Here is a 17,670-nt window from a genome sequence, read left to right as displayed (position 1 = left end):
AAGGAACACGAGTAAACCGCCATGAGCGAAGATCGATCGAGCAACGGGCAGAAGTCCTGGCTGGGTAAACTGACCCAGGCTTTTGCCCATGAGCCGAAAAACCGCCAGGAGCTCCTCGAGCTGCTGCGCGAAGCCCATCAGAACAAGCTGCTCGACAGCGAAGCGTTGACCATCGTCGAAGGTGCCATCCAGGTCGCTGACCTGCAGGTACGCGACATCATGGTCCCGCGCTCGCAGATGATCAGCATCAAGGCCAGCCAGTCCCCACGCGAATTCCTGCCGGCGGTGATCGACGCCGCGCACTCGCGCTACCCGGTGATCGGTGAAAGCCATGACGATGTGCTCGGGATCCTGCTGGCCAAGGACCTGCTGCCGCTGATCCTCAAGGAGAACGGCGACAGCTTCAACATCAAGGACCTGCTGCGCCCGGCCACCTTCGTGCCGGAGTCCAAGCGCCTGAACGTGCTGCTGCGCGAGTTCCGCGCCAACCACAATCACATGGCCATCGTCATCGACGAATACGGCGGCGTCGCGGGCCTGGTAACCATCGAGGACGTGCTGGAGCAGATCGTCGGCGACATCGAGGACGAGCACGACGTCGAGGAAGACAGCTACATCAAGCCACTGCCCAGTGGCGACTTCCTGGTTAAAGCGCTCACGCCGATCGAGAACTTCAACGAGTTCTTCGACAGCGAGTTCTCCGACGATGAGTTCGACACTGTCGGCGGCCTGGTCATGAGCGCCTTTGGTCACCTGCCCAAGCGCAACGAGACCACCGAAATCGGCGCCTATCGCTTCCGCATCCTCAATGCCGACAGCCGCCGGATACACTTGCTGCGCCTGACCCCGATCACCCGCTAAGGACGAACATGCGCTGGATCACCCGCCCCGGCTGGCCCGGTAACCTGCTGGCCATGGTGGCCGGCGCTTCCACCTCCCTGGCCCTGGCGCCCTTCGACATCTGGCCGATCGCCTTGCTGGCGATCATGCTGTTCTACCTCGGCCTGCGCGAGCTCAGCCCGCGCCAGGCTTTGGGTCGCGGCTGGTGCTATGGGTTCGGCCTGTATGGTGCTGGCACCAGCTGGATCTACGTCAGCATCAATACCTACGGCGGGGCGTCGCCCTTGCTGGCGATCCTGCTGCTGGTGGCATTCTTCGCCGCCATCGCCTGGTTCTTCGCCCTGCCCGCCTGGCTCTGGGCGCGCTGGCTGCGGCGCAACGAGGCACCACTGGCTGACGCCCTGTGCTTCGCCGCCCTGTGGCTGTTGCAGGAGGCGTTCCGCGGCTGGTTCCTGACCGGTTTCCCCTGGCTCTACGCCGGCTACAGCCAGCTTGACGGTCCGCTGGCGGGGCTTGCGCCACTGGGGGGCGTCTGGCTGATTTCCTTCGCCCTGGCGCTGTCTGCCGCGCTGCTGTGCAACCTGCACCGTTTGCGTGCACGCCCGGCCTTCCTCGCCGTGGGCGCACTGCTGCTGGTCGCCCCGTGGGGCATCGGCCTGGCGCTCAAGGACCACGCCTGGACCCGACCGGCCGGCGAGCCACTGAAAGTGGCTGCGGTGCAGGGTAACGTCGAGCAGGATCTGAAATGGGACCCGGCCCACGTCAACGCCCAACTGGCGCTGTACCGCGACATGAGCCTGAGCTCCAAGCCGGTCGACCTGTTGATCTGGCCCGAGACCGCAGTACCGGTGCTCAAGGACCAGGCCCAGGGCTACATCGACATGATGGGCAGCTTCGCCTCTGACCGTCATTCGGCGCTGATCACCGGGGTGCCGATCCGCGAAGTGGTGCACCATCAGCGCCGCTACTACAACGGCATCACCGTGACCGGCGAAGGCGACGGCACCTACCTCAAGCAGAAGCTGGTGCCATTTGGCGAGTACGTTCCGCTGCAGGACGTGCTGCGCGGGCTGATCGAGTTCTTCAACCTGCCGATGTCCGACTTCGCCCGCGGGCCGGAAGACCAGCCTCTGCTGCAGGCCAAGGGCTATCAGATAGCGCCGTACATCTGCTACGAAGTGGTCTACCCGGAATTCGCCGCAGAGCTGGCAGCGCAGAGCGATCTGCTGCTGACCATCAGCAACGACACCTGGTTCGGCACCTCGATCGGCCCGTTACAGCACCTGCAGATGGCACAGATGCGCGCACTCGAAGCGGGCCGCTGGATGATCCGCGCCACCAACAATGGTGTAACGGCCCTGATCGACCCGTTCGGCAGGATCACCACCCAGATTCCGCAGTTCCAGAAGGCGATTCTGTATGGGGATGTGGTGCCGATGCAGCAGCTCACGCCTTACCTGCAGTGGCGCTCGTGGCCATTGGCAATCCTCTGCGTGCTGCTGATGGGCTGGGCGCTACTGGCAGCCAGGATTGCCAGAGCCCTCTAACGGGCTTTTTTGCGCGGGCAAGGCCGCCCCCACAGGCACTGCAAGGTCTTCACGGCCCAGTGCCTGTGGGCGCGGGCTCCCCTTGAAGAGACCAGCACAGCGTTTGCCACATCAATAGAACAATCGATATCCCAGCAGCCCCATCGCCTCGTTGAGCAACTGCCCGCTCTGCCAGATCGCCCGGCTTTCCGGCAGCAGCCCGGCAAACGGTCGCGCATGATCGCCCCCCAGGAACCCCACTGGCGCGGGCACCACTTCGAACCCCACCTGCTCGAAGCTCCAGCGTGAGCGTTGCATGTGCCAGGCCTGGGTCACCACCACCACACGGCGCAGGCCCAACGGCTGCAGAACATCGGCGCTGAAACGAGCGTTTTCCCAGGTCGTGCGGCTGGCCTCTTCCTTCCAGGTCACATCCACCCCAAAGTCAGCCTTGAGCCGATCGGCCATCAGTTGCGCCTCGCTCGGCGGCGTGCCGTAGTGCAGGCCGCCGGTGGTCAGCACCGGCAAGCCCGAAGCCTTGGCCAACTGCGCCGCATAGCGCATGCGCTCCAGCGCCGTGCCAGCGGGCTGGTCCTGTCCGCCCCAGGCCCGATCGCCACGCTCCCGGCCTGCGCCCAGGATCACGATGGCATCGGCACGCGCGGCCAACCCGGCCCACTCATCCAGCGCCAGGGGCGCCTCGGTTTCCAACGCCCGTGCCGACTCCTGTACCACCAACGGCAGGCTCATCAGCCACAAGCCCGCCAGCCCGATGACAAAGCACAACCCGGCCAGGCGCGGGCGGCGCTTGCGCAGCCACCAAGCTGCCAGCAGCAACAGGAACAGCAAGCCCGGCGGCATAAGCCACTGCTTGACGAAAAAACGAATCGGCATGCGCGCACCTCAATAGAAGAGGTGCAGCCTAAGAGGATCGACGCCGGGCAACAAGTGCGCGACCGGCGTCGATCAGAGTGGTGTATCGAAGAAGCGTCACGAAACGACGCGGGCCTGGTGTCCTGAACGGCTATCGGGAAGGTTGCGTTCTGGATCTGTCCATTGCAGCGGGGCGCTGCCGGTCCTTGAGCCAGACGATCTTGCCCTTGCCCGACTCCGGCTGAGGGTAGGCGCCGGCACTGGCGAAACGGCTCTCCGGAAGCGTGTCCAGATAAGCCTTGATCACCTGGAACTCCGCGGGGCTCAGGCCGCGCAGCTCCAATTCTGCTGGCATTTCGTCGCGCAGTCGCACCGAGGTTCTGGCCACTTCGAGTGCCAGGCCCAGTCGGTCGATCAGGCGTTCGTATAGCTCCGGTTTGATTGCGGTTAGCTGCGACTCTCCCATCCGTTCACCTCATTGAAGGTAAGAATATCTCCCCCCATAGATGAGCTTAGCGGCACTGAAAAAAGCAGCAGCCCGCTGCGACAAACGGCCCGCGCGGCGTCAATCGCATTCTGGGTTTCCCACGACGCGCGACGCTCATGTATGCTAGGCCGTTCACTCTCATCGACACCGGAGTGCCGGACGCAGCGAGGTTGCGCTGCCTGGAAACAAGGTCTCTTCACTCTCAGCAAAAGTAGCCATGCACGAACAATACCAGCCCCGTGATTTAGAAGCCGCCGCCCAGAACTTCTGGGACGAGCAACAATCGTTCGCTGTCACCGAACAGCAAGGCAAGGATACTTACTATTGCCTATCGATGTTCCCGTACCCGAGCGGCAAGCTACACATGGGCCACGTGCGCAACTACACCATCGGCGACGTCATTGCCCGCTACCAGCGCATGCTGGGCAAGAATGTCCTGCAGCCGATGGGTTGGGATGCCTTCGGCATGCCGGCGGAAAACGCGGCGATGAAGAACAACGTCGCCCCGGCCAAGTGGACCTACGAAAACATCGAATACATGAAGACCCAGCTCAAGAGCCTGGGTCTGGCCTTCGACTGGTCGCGTGAAGTCACCACCTGCAAGCCGGACTACTACCGCTGGGAGCAGTGGCTGTTCACCCGCCTGTTCGAAAAAGGCGTGATCTATCGCAAGAACGGGACCGTGAACTGGGACCCGGCCGACCAGACCGTGCTGGCCAACGAGCAGGTCATCGACGGCCGCGGCTGGCGTTCGGGCGCGCTGATCGAAAAGCGCGAGATCCCGATGTACTACTTCCGCATCACCGACTACGCCGACGAGCTGCTTGAAAGCCTCGACGAGCTGCCGGGCTGGCCAGAGCAGGTCAAGACCATGCAGCGCAACTGGATCGGCAAGTCGCGTGGCATGGAAGTGCAGTTCCCCTACGACCAGGCGAGCATCGGTCACGAGGGCGCGCTGAAGGTCTTCACCACCCGTCCCGACACTCTGATGGGCGCCACCTACGTCGCCGTCGCCGCCGAGCACCCGCTGGCCACCCAGGCCGCCCAGGGCAACCCGGCGCTGCAAGCCTTCATCGACGAATGCAAGAGCGGCAGCGTGGCCGAGGCCGACATGGCCACGCAAGAGAAGAAAGGCATGGCCACCTCGCTGCTGGTCGAGCACCCGCTCACCGGCGAGAAGCTGCCGGTCTGGGTCGCCAACTACGTGCTGATGCACTACGGCGATGGCGCGGTAATGGCTGTTCCGGCCCATGACGAGCGCGACTTCGAGTTCGCTCAAAAGTACAACCTGCCGGTCAAGGCCGTGGTGCGCACCAGCGCCGGCGACGAAGTCGGCAGCGAATGGCTGGCCGCCTATGGCGAGCACGGCCAACTGATCAACTCCGGCGAGTTCGACGGCCTGGACTTCGCCGGCGCCTTCGACGCCATCGAAGCCGCGCTGATCCGCAAGAACCTCGGCAAGTCGCGCACCCAGTTCCGCCTGCGCGACTGGGGCATCAGCCGCCAGCGCTACTGGGGCTGCCCGATCCCGATCATCCACTGCCCGTCCTGCGGCGACGTGCCGGTGCCGGAAGACCAGCTCCCGGTCGTGCTGCCAGAGAACGTGGTGCCGGACGGCACTGGCTCGCCACTGGCGCGCATGCCCGAGTTCTATGAGTGCACCTGCCCGAAATGCGGCACCGCGGCCAAGCGCGAAACCGACACCATGGACACCTTCGTCGAATCGTCCTGGTACTTCGCCCGCTACGCCTCGCCCAACTACGAGGGTGGCCTGGTCGACCCGAAAGCGGCCAACCACTGGCTGCCGGTCGACCAGTACATCGGCGGTATCGAACACGCCATCCTGCACCTGCTGTACGCACGCTTCTTCCACAAGCTGATGCGCGACGAAGGCCTGGTCACCTCGAACGAGCCGTTCAAGAACCTGCTGACCCAAGGCATGGTCGTCGCCGAAACCTACTACCGCGTCGCCAGCAACGGCGGCCGTGACTGGTTCAACCCGGCCGATGTCGAGGTCGAGCGCGACGCCAAGGCCAAGATCATCGGCGCACGCCTGAAGACCGACGGCCTGCCGGTGGAAATCGGTGGCACCGAGAAGATGTCGAAGTCGAAGAACAACGGCGTCGACCCGCAGGCCATGATCGACGCCTACGGCGCCGACACCTGCCGTCTGTTCATGATGTTCGCCTCGCCACCCGACATGAGCCTGGAGTGGTCCGACTCCGGTGTCGAAGGCGCGAGCCGCTTCCTGCGCCGTGTCTGGCGCCTGGCTCACGGCCATGTTGCCCAGGGCCTGCCAGGCAAGCTGGACATCGCCGCCCTGGACGACGCGCAGAAGGTCATCCGCCGCGGCATCCACGCAGCAATCAAGCAAGCCAGCACCGACGTGGGTCAGTTCCACAAGTTCAACACCGCCATCGCCCAGGTGATGACCCTGATGAACATCCTGGAAAAGGCTCCGCAAGCCAGCGAACAGGATCGCGCCCTGCTGCAGGAAGGCCTGGAGGCCGTCACCCTGTTGCTGGCACCGATCACCCCGCACCTCTCTCACGCACTGTGGAAGGAACTGGGCCACACCCAGGCGGTGATCGATGCTGGCTGGCCGGCCGTCGACGAAAGCGCGCTGGTACAGGACACCATCACCCTGGTGGTCCAGGTCAATGGCAAGCTGCGTGGCCAGGTCGAAATGCCCGCTGCCGCCAGCCGCGAGGAAATCGAAGCCGCCGCCCGTAACAACGACAATGTCCTGCGCTTCCTCGATGGCCTGACCATCCGCAAGGTCATCGTGGTACCGGGCAAGCTGGTCAACATCGTCGCCAACTGATGGCAACGCCCGCCCCTGAGACACGGGGCGGGCGGAACAGGCCCACAAGGGAGCAACAACATGATCAAACGCAATCTGCTGGTAATAGGCCTGGCCGCCGTGCTCAGTGCCTGCGGTTTCCAGCTGCGCGGTACCGGCACCAACGAAATTGCCCTCAAGGAGCTGGACCTCGGTGCACGTAACGCCTACGGCGAGACCGTCACCCAACTGCGCCAGACCCTGCAGAACAGTGGTGTCAAGGTCCAGGCCGGCGCGCCCTACAAACTGGTACTGACCAACGAGCAGGACAGCCAGCGCGCGGCGACCTACTCCGGCGGCAGCCGCTCTGCTGAATACGAGCTGACCACCGTGCTGAACTACGAGGTTCAGGGTCAGAACGATGCAGTACTGCTCGCAGACAAGCTGGAAGTACGCAAGATCTATGTCTACGACGGCAACAACATCACCGGCTCCACCCAGGAAGCCACTCAGGTTCGACAGGAAATGCGTCGCGACCTGGTGCAGGGCATGATGGTCCGCCTGCAGCAGCTTACCCCGGAGCACCTGGCGCACCTTCAGCGCAAGGCTGACGAGCGTGCCCGCGCCGAAGCCGAAGCCCTGAAAGAGGCCCAGCGCATCCAGGACAACACGCCCCAGCAATCGCCGCTGGAAGTCCCGGCCCATTGAGCCTGAACGGGGCACCGCTGGTGCCCCGCCCATCCCATGAAGCTTTCTCCCGCCCAACTCAACAAGCACCTGCAAGGCACACTGGCCCCGGTCTATGTGGTCAGTGGCGACGATCCGCTGCTGTGTCAGGAAGCCGCCGACGCCATTCGCGCCGCTGCGCGCCTGCAGGGTTTCGATGAACGCCAGGTGTTCAGCGCCGATGCCAATTTCGACTGGGGCAGCCTGCTGCTGGCCGGTGCCAGCCTGTCCTTGTTCGCCCAACGTCGTCTGCTGGAGTTACGCCTGCCGTCGGGCAAACCCGGCGACAAGGGCGCTGCCGCGCTCATGGAGTATTGCGCCAACCCTGCCGAAGACACGCTGCTGCTGATCAGCCTGCCCAAGCTCGACGGCAGCGCGCAGAAGACCAAGTGGGGCAAGGCCATCATCGAAGGCGAACACTGCCAGTTCATCCAGATCTGGCCGGTGGACGCCCAGCAATTGCCGCAATGGATCAACCAGCGCCTGTCCCAGGCGGGGCTGTCGGCACAGCGCGATGCCGTCGACCTGATCGCCGCACGGGTCGAGGGCAACCTGCTGGCGGCCGCCCAGGAAATCGAGAAACTCAAGCTGCTCGCCGAGGGCAACCAGATCACCGTCGAGACCGTTCAGGCCGCCGTCGCCGACAGCGCCCGCTTCGATGTCTTCGGCCTGGTCGATGCCATCCTCAACGGCGAGGCCGGGCATGCGCTGCGCATGCTCGAAGGGCTGCGTGGCGAGGGGGTCGAGCCGCCCGTCATTCTATGGGCGCTGGCCCGCGAGCTGCGTCTGCTGGCGGGGCTGGCCCAGCAGTTCAGCCAGGGTGTACCGCTGGACAAGGCCTTCAGCCAGGCGCGCCCGCCCGTGTGGGACAAACGCCGCCCTCTGGTCAGCAAGGCCCTGCAGCGCCTGTCAGCGCAACGTTGGGCGCAACTGCTGCAGGATGCCCAACGCATCGACGCACAGATCAAAGGCCAGGCTGAGGGTTCGCCGTGGACCGGGCTGTCGCGGCTGTCGCTGTTGATGGCCGGGCAGCGCCTGGCACTGCCTTCGGAATGATTGGGAATACTGTAGGAGCGGGGTTGCCCGCGAACACCGGCGCAGCCGGTGCCACTCACCGCGTTGCCTGATTCGCGGGCAAGCCCGCTCCCACAGGGGTGTCACAGGTCGTCACTCAACGTCAATACACACAATCAATTGGCTCCCCGTTCGCCTAGGCCATAAAGTCGGCCCCCAAGTTCATCCAACCTGGGAACCCCGCCATGAGCAAGAAGCCGAAAAAACACGGCCCCAACAAGGCCAAGTCGATCATCGCCCAACCCCTGTTCCGCTGCCGCCAGGAACGACCGGAAAAGGGCAAGGGCAGCTACCGCCGCGAAGCCTTCCAATCGAGAGATTGGGAGGCTTCTTGCTTTCTGGCCGCCTGAAAAAGGCGCAGGCATGATATGGTCGGCACCTGAACTGCAAAACTGGATCTGTGCATGTCCTTCAGTCTTTCCCAGCGCTGGCGCCCCCGCCAGCTGATCGCGGCCTCCAGCTTCATCCTGCTCGTCGCCTGCGCGGAAAAACCCACCGCTGCCGACGCCCTGCCGCTGGCCCCTGCCCAGCCCGCTCCGAACGTTACCCTGCCCGGCACCGCCACTGACACCAGCAGCGAAATCCAACCGTTGCAGACCTTCGCCCAATGGCAGGCGGGCTTCCGCCAACAAGCGCTGCAAGCTGGTATCAGCCCAAGCACCTTCGACCGTGCATTCCTTGGCGTGACACCCGACATGGACGTGATCAAGGCCGATCGCAGCCAGCCTGAGTTCTCCCGCCCGGTCTGGGAATATCTCGACGGTGCGTTGTCGCCCCTGCGCGTGCGCAACGGCAAGAAACTGCTGGAACAGCACGCCGAGCTACTCGGCCGTATCGAGCAACGTTATGGCGTCGACCGCCAGGTATTGGTTGCCGTATGGGGCATGGAGAGCAATTTCGGACAGTTCCAGGGCAACAAGTCGGTGATCCGCTCGCTGGCCACCCTGGCCTATGAGGGCCGCCGCCCCACCTTCGCCCAGGACCAGTTGATCGCCGCGCTGCAGATCCTGCAGAACGGCGACATTCAGCCCGAGGCCATGCGCGGCTCCTGGGCCGGTGCAATGGGGCAGACCCAGTTCATCCCTACCACCTACAACACCCACGCGGTGGACTTCGACGGCGATGGCCGCCGCGACATCTGGAACAGCACGGCAGACGCCCTGGCCTCCACCGCGCACTACCTGCAAAGCTCGGGCTGGAAGCGTGGCCAGCCTTGGGGCTTCGAGGTTCAGGTGCCGGCAGGCTTCGATTACTGGCTGGCAGACGGCGCCCAACGCAAGTCGGTCAGCGAATGGTTGAGCCTGGGTGTGACACTGCCGACCGGCACCCAACTGCCCAGCGGCAGCAACCAGCTGTCGGCAGCGCTATTGCTGCCAGCAGGCGCACGCGGACCGGCATTCCTGGTGCTGGACAACTTCCGCGCAATCCTGAAGTACAACAATTCCTCGTCCTACGCCCTGGCGGTAAGCCTGCTGGGTGATCGCTTCTCGGGCTGGGGTTTCATTGCCGGTTCGTGGCCGAAGGACGACCTTCCACTGAGCCGCAGCGAGCGCATGGAGCTGCAGAACCTGCTCAATGCCAGCGGGCACGAAGCCGGCAACGCCGATGGCATCATCGGTGCCAACACCCGCAAAGCCATTCGCAATGCTCAGCAGGCCCAAGGCTGGCCGGCTGATGGGTATCCGACGCACAAGCTGCTCGATAGCCTGCGACGATAGAGAATATTGGGGCTGCTTGTGCAGCCCCTATAGCTTCAGGCTGTGAACAGCGCCTGCTCCAGCACAAGCTGCTGTGCATCACTGTCCAGCCGCACCTGCGCCCCCAGCGGCAGGCAGACATTCGGATCACAGTGTCCACTGCGCCATCCTGCCAGCACCGGCACCTCAAGCGGCCCGAACACGTCTCTGAGCAATGGCTCCAACGCCGTCACCGTGATCCCCGCAAAGTCTCCCACCAGCACACCCTTGACCCCCTCCAGCGCGCCAGCCAGACGCAACTGGGTCAGCAGGCGGTCCACCCGGTACAAGGGCTCGTTGACGTCCTCGATGAACAGGATGCTGCCGTGGGTATCGATCTGCGCCAAGGTGCCCTGAGTCGCCCCAAGCATCGACAGGTTGCCACCCACCAATCGCCCGCTGGCGACACCACGGACCACGGTCGTCAGGCCAAACGCCGCCGGGTGCTCGATGGCATCGCCTCGCCCGAGCTGCCCCTGCAATTGCTGGAACAACGAACTGACGGTCGGCTCGAGCTTGGCACCGAGCAGGTCGGCATTGAGCATCCCGCCATGGAAGGTGAGCAACCCGGCATGGCGCTGGATTGCCGTGTGCAGGGCGGTGATGTCGCTGTAGCCGATCAAGGGTTTGGGGTGGCGACGAATCAGCTCGAAATCCAGCCGATCAAGCAGCCGCATGCTGCCATAGCCACCTCGCATGCACAGGATCGCGTCGATCCGAGGGTCAGCGAAGGCGTCGTGCAGGTCACGCACGCGTTGCTCGTCACTGCCTGCCAGGTAGCCGTCGGCCTGTAGCGCGCCCGGGTAGATGCGGCAACGCAAGCCGCGCTGCTCGAACCATTGACGCGCCTTGCCCACATCCAGCCGTGCAGGCCCCGCTGGTGCGACAATTGCGAAGCAGGCGTTGCCGGGCAATGCCCTGGGCAGGCTGAAGACCGGGGTTTCAAGACAGTTCATCGTGCGATTCCTTGCATATGAGGGCTGGCCACTCTAACGGGGCTAATGAAGGACGCACATAGGCAGCGCTGCCCCGGAAAACAAAAATGCCGATGCCGCCTTTCAGCGTGCATCGGCATGTTCAGCTCAGCCCTGATCAGAGCTTGATCTTGGCTTCGTGAGCCTGCTGGTCGGCGTGGTAGGACGAGCGCACCAGCGGGCCGGAGGCCACGTTCTTGAAGCCCATCTTGTAGCCTTCCTCGGCGAACCAGGCGAAGGTGTCGGGGTGCACGAAACGCTGCACCGGCAAGTGGCTGCGCGACGGCTGCAGGTACTGGCCGAGGGTCAGCATGTCGATGTCATGCTCGCGCATGCGGTGCATCACCTCGATGACCTCCTCGTCGGTCTCGCCCAGGCCGAGCATCAGGCCCGACTTGGTGGGGACGTGCGGCACCAGTTGCTTGAACTTCTGCAGCAGGTCCAGCGACCAGTCGTAGTCCGACCCAGGACGCGCGGCCTTGTACAGACGCGGAACGGTCTCGAGGTTGTGGTTGAACACATCAGGCGGCGTTTGCGCGGTGATTTCCAGCGCTACGTCCATACGCCCGCGGTAGTCCGGTACCAGGGTTTCCAACTGCACGCCTGGGGACAGGGCGCGGATTTCGCGGATGCAATCGGCAAAGTGCTGGGCACCACCATCACGCAGGTCGTCGCGGTCTACCGAGGTGATCACCACGTACTTCAGGCGCAAATCGGCAATGGCGACCGCCAGGTTCTTCGGCTCATCGAGGTCCAGCGGCTTGGGACGACCGTGGCCAACGTCGCAGAACGGGCAGCGACGGGTGCAGATATCACCCATGATCATGAAAGTCGCGGTGCCACCGGAGAAGCACTCGCCCAGGTTAGGGCAGGATGCCTCTTCGCAGACGCTGTGCAGCTTGTGCTTGCGCAGCAGTTGCTTGATGCGGTCGACTTCCGGCGAAACCGGGATGCGCACGCGGATCCAGTCGGGTTTCTTCGGCAGTTCGTCGGTGGGGATGATTTTCACCGGGATGCGCGCGACCTTATCGGCGCCACGCAGCTTGACCCCGGCTTCCACTTTCTTGGGGGCAGGGCGTGGGGTGACGTCTTGCGTCGCGATCAGGTTCGGCACGGCTTCTTGCACAGTTGTCATAATCAGTCGATTCCGCCCGTGAGGGTCGTCTGCTCAGCATAGTCGAGGTGCCTGACCAGCTGTCCACGCAGCCTTGTCCTGACCTCGTCAAGTTCGATCGGGCCTGCCAGGTCGCGCAGCTGGGTCATGGCCAGCCCCGCATACCCGCAGGGGTTGATTCGGCGGAATGGCGCAAGGTCCATGTCCACGTTCAGGGCAAGGCCGTGGAACGAACGGCCGTTGCGGATTCGAAGGCCAAGTGACGCGATCTTCGCGCCATCGACATAGACGCCAGGGGCGTCGGGCTTGGCCAGCGCCTGCACGCCGTAGCTGGCGAGCAGTTCGATGAGCGTACTCTCGATGCGGCTGACCAGCTCGCGCACGCCAAAACCCAGGCGACGCACGTCCAGCAGCAGGTAGGCGACCAACTGGCCGGGGCCGTGGTAGGTGACCTGACCGCCGCGGTCGGTCTGCACCACCGGGATATCGCCCGGTATCAGCAGATGCTCGGCCTTGCCGGCCTGGCCCTGGGTGAAGACCGCGGGATGCTCGACCAGCCAGACTTCGTCCTGGCTGTCCGGGCCGCGCTGCTCGGTAAAGCGACGCATGGCTTCCAGCACCGGTTCATAGGGCTGCAGGCCAAGATCGCGAAAACCGAGGGACGCGGGCATCACAGTACCATTTTCACGATGCCGGTGGCACGCAGGGCACTGTTGATGTCGTGCAGCTGGTTCTCGCTCTCGGCGACGATGTGCAGCTGTACCGTAGTGTATTTGCCTTCCTTGCTCTGGCGCTCGGCCAGGGTGGACAGGTCGACCTTGGCGTGCTTGCTCAGGACCTCGATGACCATGTCCTTGAAGCCGACAACGGTATCGCCGATGACCTTGATCGGGTAATCGGCGCAGGGGAATTCGATTTTGTGCGACTTGACGTCAGCTTCGCTCATGGCGCGTACGCCCTCGTAAGGCGTGGCAACAACAATGCCCCCTAGCGGTTGCGCGGGGGCATGGCCGGTCACGTATCAGTTGAACAAACCGTAGAAGAACAGGCGGATGCTATCCCACATACGGCGGAAGAAACCACCTTCCTCGACGCCATCCAGGGCGATCAGGTCGGCGCTGTGCACCACTTTCTCGTCCAGTTTGACTTCCACTTTACCGATCACGTCACCTTTGGCGATCGGAGCGGTCAGCTGCGGGTTCATGGTCATCGAAGCCTGGAGGCGTTTCAATTGGCCTTTAGGCATGGTCATGGTCAGGTCGTTGGCCAGACCCGCCTTGACTTGAGCGGTGGCGCCCTTCCAGACCGGCGCCTGAGTCAGCTCGGTACCCTTCTGGTAGAAGGTCTGGGTTTCGAAGAAGCGGAAACCGTAGGTCAGCAGCTTTTGCGTTTCGGCGGCACGGGCCTGCTCGCTGTTGGTGCCGAACACCACCGCGATCAGACGCTGGCCATCGCGAACGGCCGAGGCCACCATGCAGTAGCCGGCTTCCTCGGTATGGCCGGTCTTCAGACCGTCGACGGTCTTGTCGCGCCACAGCAGCAGGTTGCGGTTAGGCTGCTTGATGTTGTTCCAGTAGAACTCTTTCTGCGAGTAGATCGCGTAGTGCGCCGGATCTTCGTTGATGATCGCACGCGCCAGCAGGGCCATGTCGTGAGCCGAGGAATAGTGCTCGGGGTTCGGCAGGCCGGTCGGGTTCATGAAGTGCGAATTGGACATGCCCAGGTCGGCGGCAGTCTTGTTCATCATGTCGGCGAAGGCGTCTTCACTGCCGGCGATGTGCTCGGAAAGGGCTACCGAGGCATCGTTGCCCGACTGGATGATGATGCCGTGCAGCAGATCGCTGACGGTCACCTGGCTGCCGACCTTGATGAACATGCGCGAACCGCCGGTACGCCAGGCGTTCTCGCTGACGGTCACCGGGTCGTTCTCGCCGATCTGGCCACGACGGATGTCGAGGGTGGCGATGTAGGCGGTCATCAGCTTGGTCAGGCTGGCTGGCGGCAGGCGCTCGTCACCGTTGTTCTCGACCAGCACGTTGCCGCTGGACGCATCCATGAGTACATAGGACTTGGCTGCCAACTGCGGAGGTGCTGGCATCATCTGCTCGGCTGCAAAGGCAGCGGGCACGATCAGCAGCAGTACGGGCAGGCAAAGTCGTTTGGCAAGGTTGGTGATGTTCATCCGTCTCTCGTAAATCGCTAATGGTCTGATGTTCCGTGGGGATACCACGGCGTTTCAGTCTGCTTCGGGGCTGGCGGACAGCCCATGCCCCAAGGGGCAAAACCGCCATTGTACATGGCCGGACCTGGCAATTCATGAACAAACCGACAGGTCGGCATCGTCTTGCTCACGGGCAAACCCGCGCCGGAAGGTACTGCGTCGTCAGTCTGCTGTGACCAGCTTGGCCTGCCCCAGGTTCGCCAGGCGAATGCTGTCCTGCGCCTGCTGGATTTCACCCTGGCTGCTGATCGGCCCCAAACGTACCCGGTGCAGCGTTTGCTGGTTGCGCACGATGGAACTGATGAACACCGGCGCACTGACCATGGTGCTCAACTTCGAACGCAACAGCTCGGCGGCGTCCGGGTTGGCGAAGGCGCCGACCTGAAGGAAGCTGCCGCCGCTGTTGCCCGGTACGTTGTTGCCGGCCACCTGCACCGGCACCACGGGAGCGGCGTGCTGCTGCGGCGGCGGGGTCCATTGTTCGACACGCCCGGTGCTGGCGGGGATCGGCTGCGCCTGGGCGACCTGCGGCTCCTTGAGCATCAATGGCGGCTGCTGGCCCTTCTGCGCCCACCACTGCTGCGGGTCGATGCCTTCGACGCGCACATGGGCGGTGCCGATTTCGGCGTAACCGAGCTTCTTCGCCGCGGCGTACGACAAGTCGATGATGCGGTCCGAATAGAATGGCCCGCGGTCGTTGACGCGCAGGATCACACTGCGGCCGTTGGCCAGGTTGGTCACCCGCACATAGGCCGGCAGCGGCAGGGTCTTGTGCGCCGCGCTCATGCCGTAGAGGTCGTAAAGCTCACCGTTGGCGGTGTTCTGCCCGTGGAACTTGGTGCCGTACCACGACGCCGTGCCCTCGGCGCGGTAGTTGCGCGAGTCCTGCATCGGGTAATAGGTTTTGCCCAGCACCGTGTACGGGTTGGCCTTGTAGTTGCCGGTGTGCACGGTCGGGGTAGCGTCGGGAATCTTGTTGACGTCCACGTCCCACCAGGGTGCACCGTCCTTGTGGGCACGGTTGATGTCCAGGCCCGGCTGTGAGCGAACGGTGTTGCCGCCCCCCTGCGAGGTCGGACGGCTGGAAGAACAGCTGACCAGCAATACGCCGATGGCGGCGCAAGTCAGCAACTTGAAGGTATTGGCTTTGAACAATTCGCGCATTACTTGACGCCCCGTGCCTGGACCAGCTGTTGCGAGAGCTGATGCACCGCCATGGCATACATCACGCTGCGGTTGTAACGCGTGATCGCGTAGAAGTTCTTCAGGCCCATCCAGTATTCGGGGCCGTTGTCGCCTTCGAGCCGGAACGCCGTGACCGGCAGATCATCGCGCAGCGCATCATGACTCGACCAGCCCAGCGCTCGCAACTCCCCGACCGTCTTCACAGGCTCGATGCCGGTGGTCAGGCCCTCGTCGACACGCGCACCGCTGACCTGGGCCCGGCTGACCACGGGCTGCCCGGCGACCCAGCCGTGGCGCTTGAAATAGCTGGCCACACTGCCGATGGCATCATCCGGGTTGTTCCAGATATTGATGTGGCCGTCGCCGTCGAAATCCACGGCGTAATTGCGAAAACTGCTCGGCATGAACTGCGGCAGGCCCATGGCGCCAGCATAGGACCCCTTGAGCGTGAGTGGGTCGAGTTGCTCCTCGCGCGCCAGCAGGAGGAACTCTCGCAGCTCCTTGCGGAAGAATTCGGCGCGCGGCGGGTAGTCGAAGCCCAGCGTCGACAAGGCATCGATGACCCGGTAGTTGCCGGTATTGCGGCCAAAGAAGGTTTCCACGCCAATGATCGCGACGATGTACTGGGCAGGGACGCCGTATTCCTGCTCGGCGCGGGCCAGCACGGCTTCGTGCTGGCGCCAGAAGTCGACACCGCGGGCGATGCGCGCATCGGTGATGAACATCGGGCGGTATTCCTTCCAGGGCTTGACCCGCTCGGCCGGACGCGAGATCGCGTCGAGGATCGCCTGCTTGCGCTGCACCTCGCGGAATACACCCATCAGTTGCTCGCCGGCAAAGCCGTAGTCGCGGGTCATTTCGCCAACGAATTCGGCCACCTTGGGCGAGCCGTCATAGTCGCCGGCATTGGCCTGCTGGACAGCGCCGAGCAGCCCCATCGCGCCGATCCACGGCATACAACGGGCAGCCCAGCCACGCACTGCTTGCATGAAATTCTTCACCTTTTTCAAACCTGTGCGATCCATTTGCGGTGCGTGTGGATCGACATCAAAACGCCAAACGCTGACAGCAGCGTCACCAACGAAGTTCCGCCATAGCTGATAAAGGGCAACGGCACACCCACCACGGGCAGCAGGCCACTCACCATACCGATGTTGACGAATACATAAACAAAGAAGGTCATCGTCAGGCTGCCGGCCAGCAACTTGCCGAACAGGGTCTGAGCCTGCGCGGTGATGACCAGGCCGCGACCGATCAGCAACAGGTAGATGATCAGCAGCAGACAGATGCCCACCAGGCCGAATTCCTCACCCAGTACGGCAATGATGAAGTCGGTGTGGCTTTCGGGCAGAAAGTCCAGGTGCGACTGGGTGCCCAGCAGCCAGCCCTTGCCGAACACGCCGCCCGAACCGATCGCGGCCTTGGACTGGATGATGTTCCAGCCAGTGCCCAGCGGATCGCTCTCGGGGTCGAGGAAGGTCAGGACCCGTTGCTTCTGATAGTCATGCATCACGAAGAACCACATCGCCACAGCCACCGGTACGGCCGCCGTCACCACGCTGATGATCCAGCGCCAGCGCAAGCCGCCCATGAACAGCACGAACGCGCCGGAGGCAAGGATCAGCAAAGCCGTGCCAAGGTCAGGTTGTCGGACGATAAGGATGAACGGCACACCGATCAACACCAGGCTGATTGCCACGTGTTTCAGATGGGGCGGCAGGGTGCGCTTGGACAGGTACCAGGCGATGGTCGCCGGCATGATGATCTTCATGAACTCCGAGGGCTGGAAGCGAATCACCCCGGGAATGTTGATCCAGCGCGTGGCGCCCATGGCGTTGTGGCCCATCACGTCCACCACCACCAGCAACAGCACCCCCGCCACGTAGGCCAACGGCACCCAGCGCGCCATGAAGCGCGGCTCGAGCTGGGCGATGATGAACATGGAAACCAGGCCGATGCCGAAGGAACTGGCCTGCTTCATCAGCAGGTCCCAGTTCTTGCCGCTGGCCGAATAGAGGACGAACAGGCTGCCGGCGGCGAGCGTCAGCAGAATGAGCAGCAGTGGACCGTCGACATGGATGCGCTGCAGGAAGCTGGCGCGCCTGCGCATCACGTCCTCGCTGGAAAGCATG

17 protein-coding genes are annotated in these 17,670 nt (G+C 63.6%); 7 read left to right on the top strand and 10 right to left on the bottom strand.

Annotation, left to right across the window (positions count from 1 at the left end; translation table 11 throughout):
- The first annotated feature begins 21 nt into the window (after positions 1-21).
- Positions 22-861 (top strand): HlyC/CorC family transporter, encoded by an 840-nt coding sequence (locus tag ACMGGG_RS00865; RefSeq protein ID WP_054892824.1) that lies wholly within the window; start codon positions 22-24, stop codon positions 859-861.
- 8 nt (positions 862-869) lie between these two features.
- Positions 870-2,387: an apolipoprotein N-acyltransferase gene (gene lnt / locus ACMGGG_RS00860; RefSeq protein WP_414155883.1), complete on the top strand. Its 1,518-nt coding sequence runs from the start codon at positions 870-872 to the stop codon at positions 2,385-2,387.
- A gap of 111 nt (positions 2,388-2,498) precedes the next feature.
- On the opposite strand, the gene ACMGGG_RS00855 is transcribed toward lnt, so the two are convergent.
- Both ACMGGG_RS00855 and ACMGGG_RS00850 read right to left on the bottom strand, forming a co-directional pair.
- Positions 2,499-3,260 carry a YdcF family protein gene (locus ACMGGG_RS00855; RefSeq protein WP_414154722.1) on the bottom strand — a complete coding sequence of 254 codons (762 nt, stop codon included), beginning with the start codon at positions 3,258-3,260 and terminating at the stop codon, positions 2,499-2,501.
- 130 nt (positions 3,261-3,390) lie between these two features.
- Positions 3,391-3,705, bottom strand: coding sequence for a hypothetical protein (locus ACMGGG_RS00850; RefSeq protein ID WP_054892821.1), 315 nt, complete (start codon positions 3,703-3,705; stop codon positions 3,391-3,393).
- Positions 3,706-3,943: 238 nt separating this feature from the next.
- Between ACMGGG_RS00850 and leuS the strand changes: the two genes are divergently transcribed.
- From leuS to ACMGGG_RS00825, 5 genes are all read left to right on the top strand, one after another.
- Positions 3,944-6,550, top strand: coding sequence for a leucine--tRNA ligase (gene leuS / locus ACMGGG_RS00845; RefSeq protein WP_414154721.1), 2,607 nt, complete (start codon positions 3,944-3,946; stop codon positions 6,548-6,550).
- A gap of 60 nt (positions 6,551-6,610) precedes the next feature.
- A complete protein-coding gene (gene lptE, locus ACMGGG_RS00840) occupies positions 6,611-7,216 on the top strand; it encodes an LPS assembly lipoprotein LptE (RefSeq protein WP_054892819.1) in 606 nt (201 codons plus the stop codon).
- A gap of 36 nt (positions 7,217-7,252) precedes the next feature.
- Entirely contained in the window at positions 7,253-8,290 is a 1,038-nt protein-coding gene (gene holA / locus ACMGGG_RS00835) for a DNA polymerase III subunit delta (protein ID WP_414154720.1), read from the top strand.
- Positions 8,291-8,493: 203 nt separating this feature from the next.
- Complete coding sequence (arfA, locus tag ACMGGG_RS00830; RefSeq protein WP_039580593.1) at positions 8,494-8,658, top strand: alternative ribosome rescue factor ArfA; 165 nt, start codon at positions 8,494-8,496, stop codon at positions 8,656-8,658.
- A 54-nt stretch (positions 8,659-8,712) separates the two neighbouring features.
- The gene (locus ACMGGG_RS00825; protein ID WP_112897241.1) at positions 8,713-10,026 is read left to right on the top strand and encodes a lytic murein transglycosylase; all 1,314 of its coding nucleotides are present in this window, start codon (positions 8,713-8,715) and stop codon (positions 10,024-10,026) included.
- Positions 10,027-10,061: 35 nt separating this feature from the next.
- Here ACMGGG_RS00825 and ACMGGG_RS00820 read toward each other — a convergent pair whose 3' ends face one another.
- The 8 genes from ACMGGG_RS00820 to rodA all read right to left on the bottom strand — a co-directional run bounded on the left by ACMGGG_RS00820 (position 10,062) and on the right by rodA (position 17,648).
- Positions 10,062-11,000, bottom strand: a complete 939-nt coding sequence (locus ACMGGG_RS00820; protein ID WP_112897240.1) for a S66 peptidase family protein — start codon at positions 10,998-11,000, stop codon at positions 10,062-10,064.
- A gap of 136 nt (positions 11,001-11,136) precedes the next feature.
- Positions 11,137-12,153, bottom strand: coding sequence for a lipoyl synthase (gene lipA, locus ACMGGG_RS00815; protein WP_063542599.1), 1,017 nt, complete (start codon positions 12,151-12,153; stop codon positions 11,137-11,139).
- Between the two features lie 2 nt (positions 12,154-12,155).
- Positions 12,156-12,803 carry a lipoyl(octanoyl) transferase LipB gene (gene lipB, locus ACMGGG_RS00810; RefSeq protein ID WP_054892814.1) on the bottom strand — a complete coding sequence of 216 codons (648 nt, stop codon included), beginning with the start codon at positions 12,801-12,803 and terminating at the stop codon, positions 12,156-12,158.
- On the bottom strand, positions 12,803-13,078 hold the full coding sequence (locus ACMGGG_RS00805) for a DUF493 domain-containing protein (protein ID WP_054892813.1): 276 nt from the start codon (positions 13,076-13,078) through the stop codon (positions 12,803-12,805). The genes lipB and ACMGGG_RS00805 overlap by 1 nt, the downstream gene beginning before the upstream one ends.
- Before the next feature lie 75 nt (positions 13,079-13,153).
- Positions 13,154-14,314 carry a D-alanyl-D-alanine carboxypeptidase family protein gene (locus ACMGGG_RS00800; protein WP_054892812.1) on the bottom strand — a complete coding sequence of 387 codons (1,161 nt, stop codon included), beginning with the start codon at positions 14,312-14,314 and terminating at the stop codon, positions 13,154-13,156.
- A gap of 201 nt (positions 14,315-14,515) precedes the next feature.
- Entirely contained in the window at positions 14,516-15,517 is a 1,002-nt protein-coding gene (locus tag ACMGGG_RS00795) for a septal ring lytic transglycosylase RlpA family protein (protein WP_065861514.1), read from the bottom strand.
- Positions 15,517-16,527, bottom strand: a complete 1,011-nt coding sequence (mltB, locus tag ACMGGG_RS00790; protein ID WP_112899527.1) for a lytic murein transglycosylase B — start codon at positions 16,525-16,527, stop codon at positions 15,517-15,519. Before mltB ends, ACMGGG_RS00795 begins: the two co-directional genes overlap by 1 nt.
- A 17-nt stretch (positions 16,528-16,544) precedes the next feature.
- Positions 16,545-17,648, bottom strand: coding sequence for a rod shape-determining protein RodA (gene rodA, locus ACMGGG_RS00785; RefSeq protein ID WP_054892858.1), 1,104 nt, complete (start codon positions 17,646-17,648; stop codon positions 16,545-16,547).
- Between the last annotated feature and the right edge of the window lie 22 nt (positions 17,649-17,670).

Origin of the sequence: Pseudomonas sp. BNK-44-b, from assembly GCF_047456245.1 — a bacterium.
In the GTDB taxonomy this organism is placed as follows: domain Bacteria; phylum Pseudomonadota; class Gammaproteobacteria; order Pseudomonadales; family Pseudomonadaceae; genus Aquipseudomonas; species Aquipseudomonas machongensis.
The sequence above is the reverse complement of the archived record's forward strand: the minus strand, read 5'-3'. Positions and strand labels throughout refer to the sequence as shown.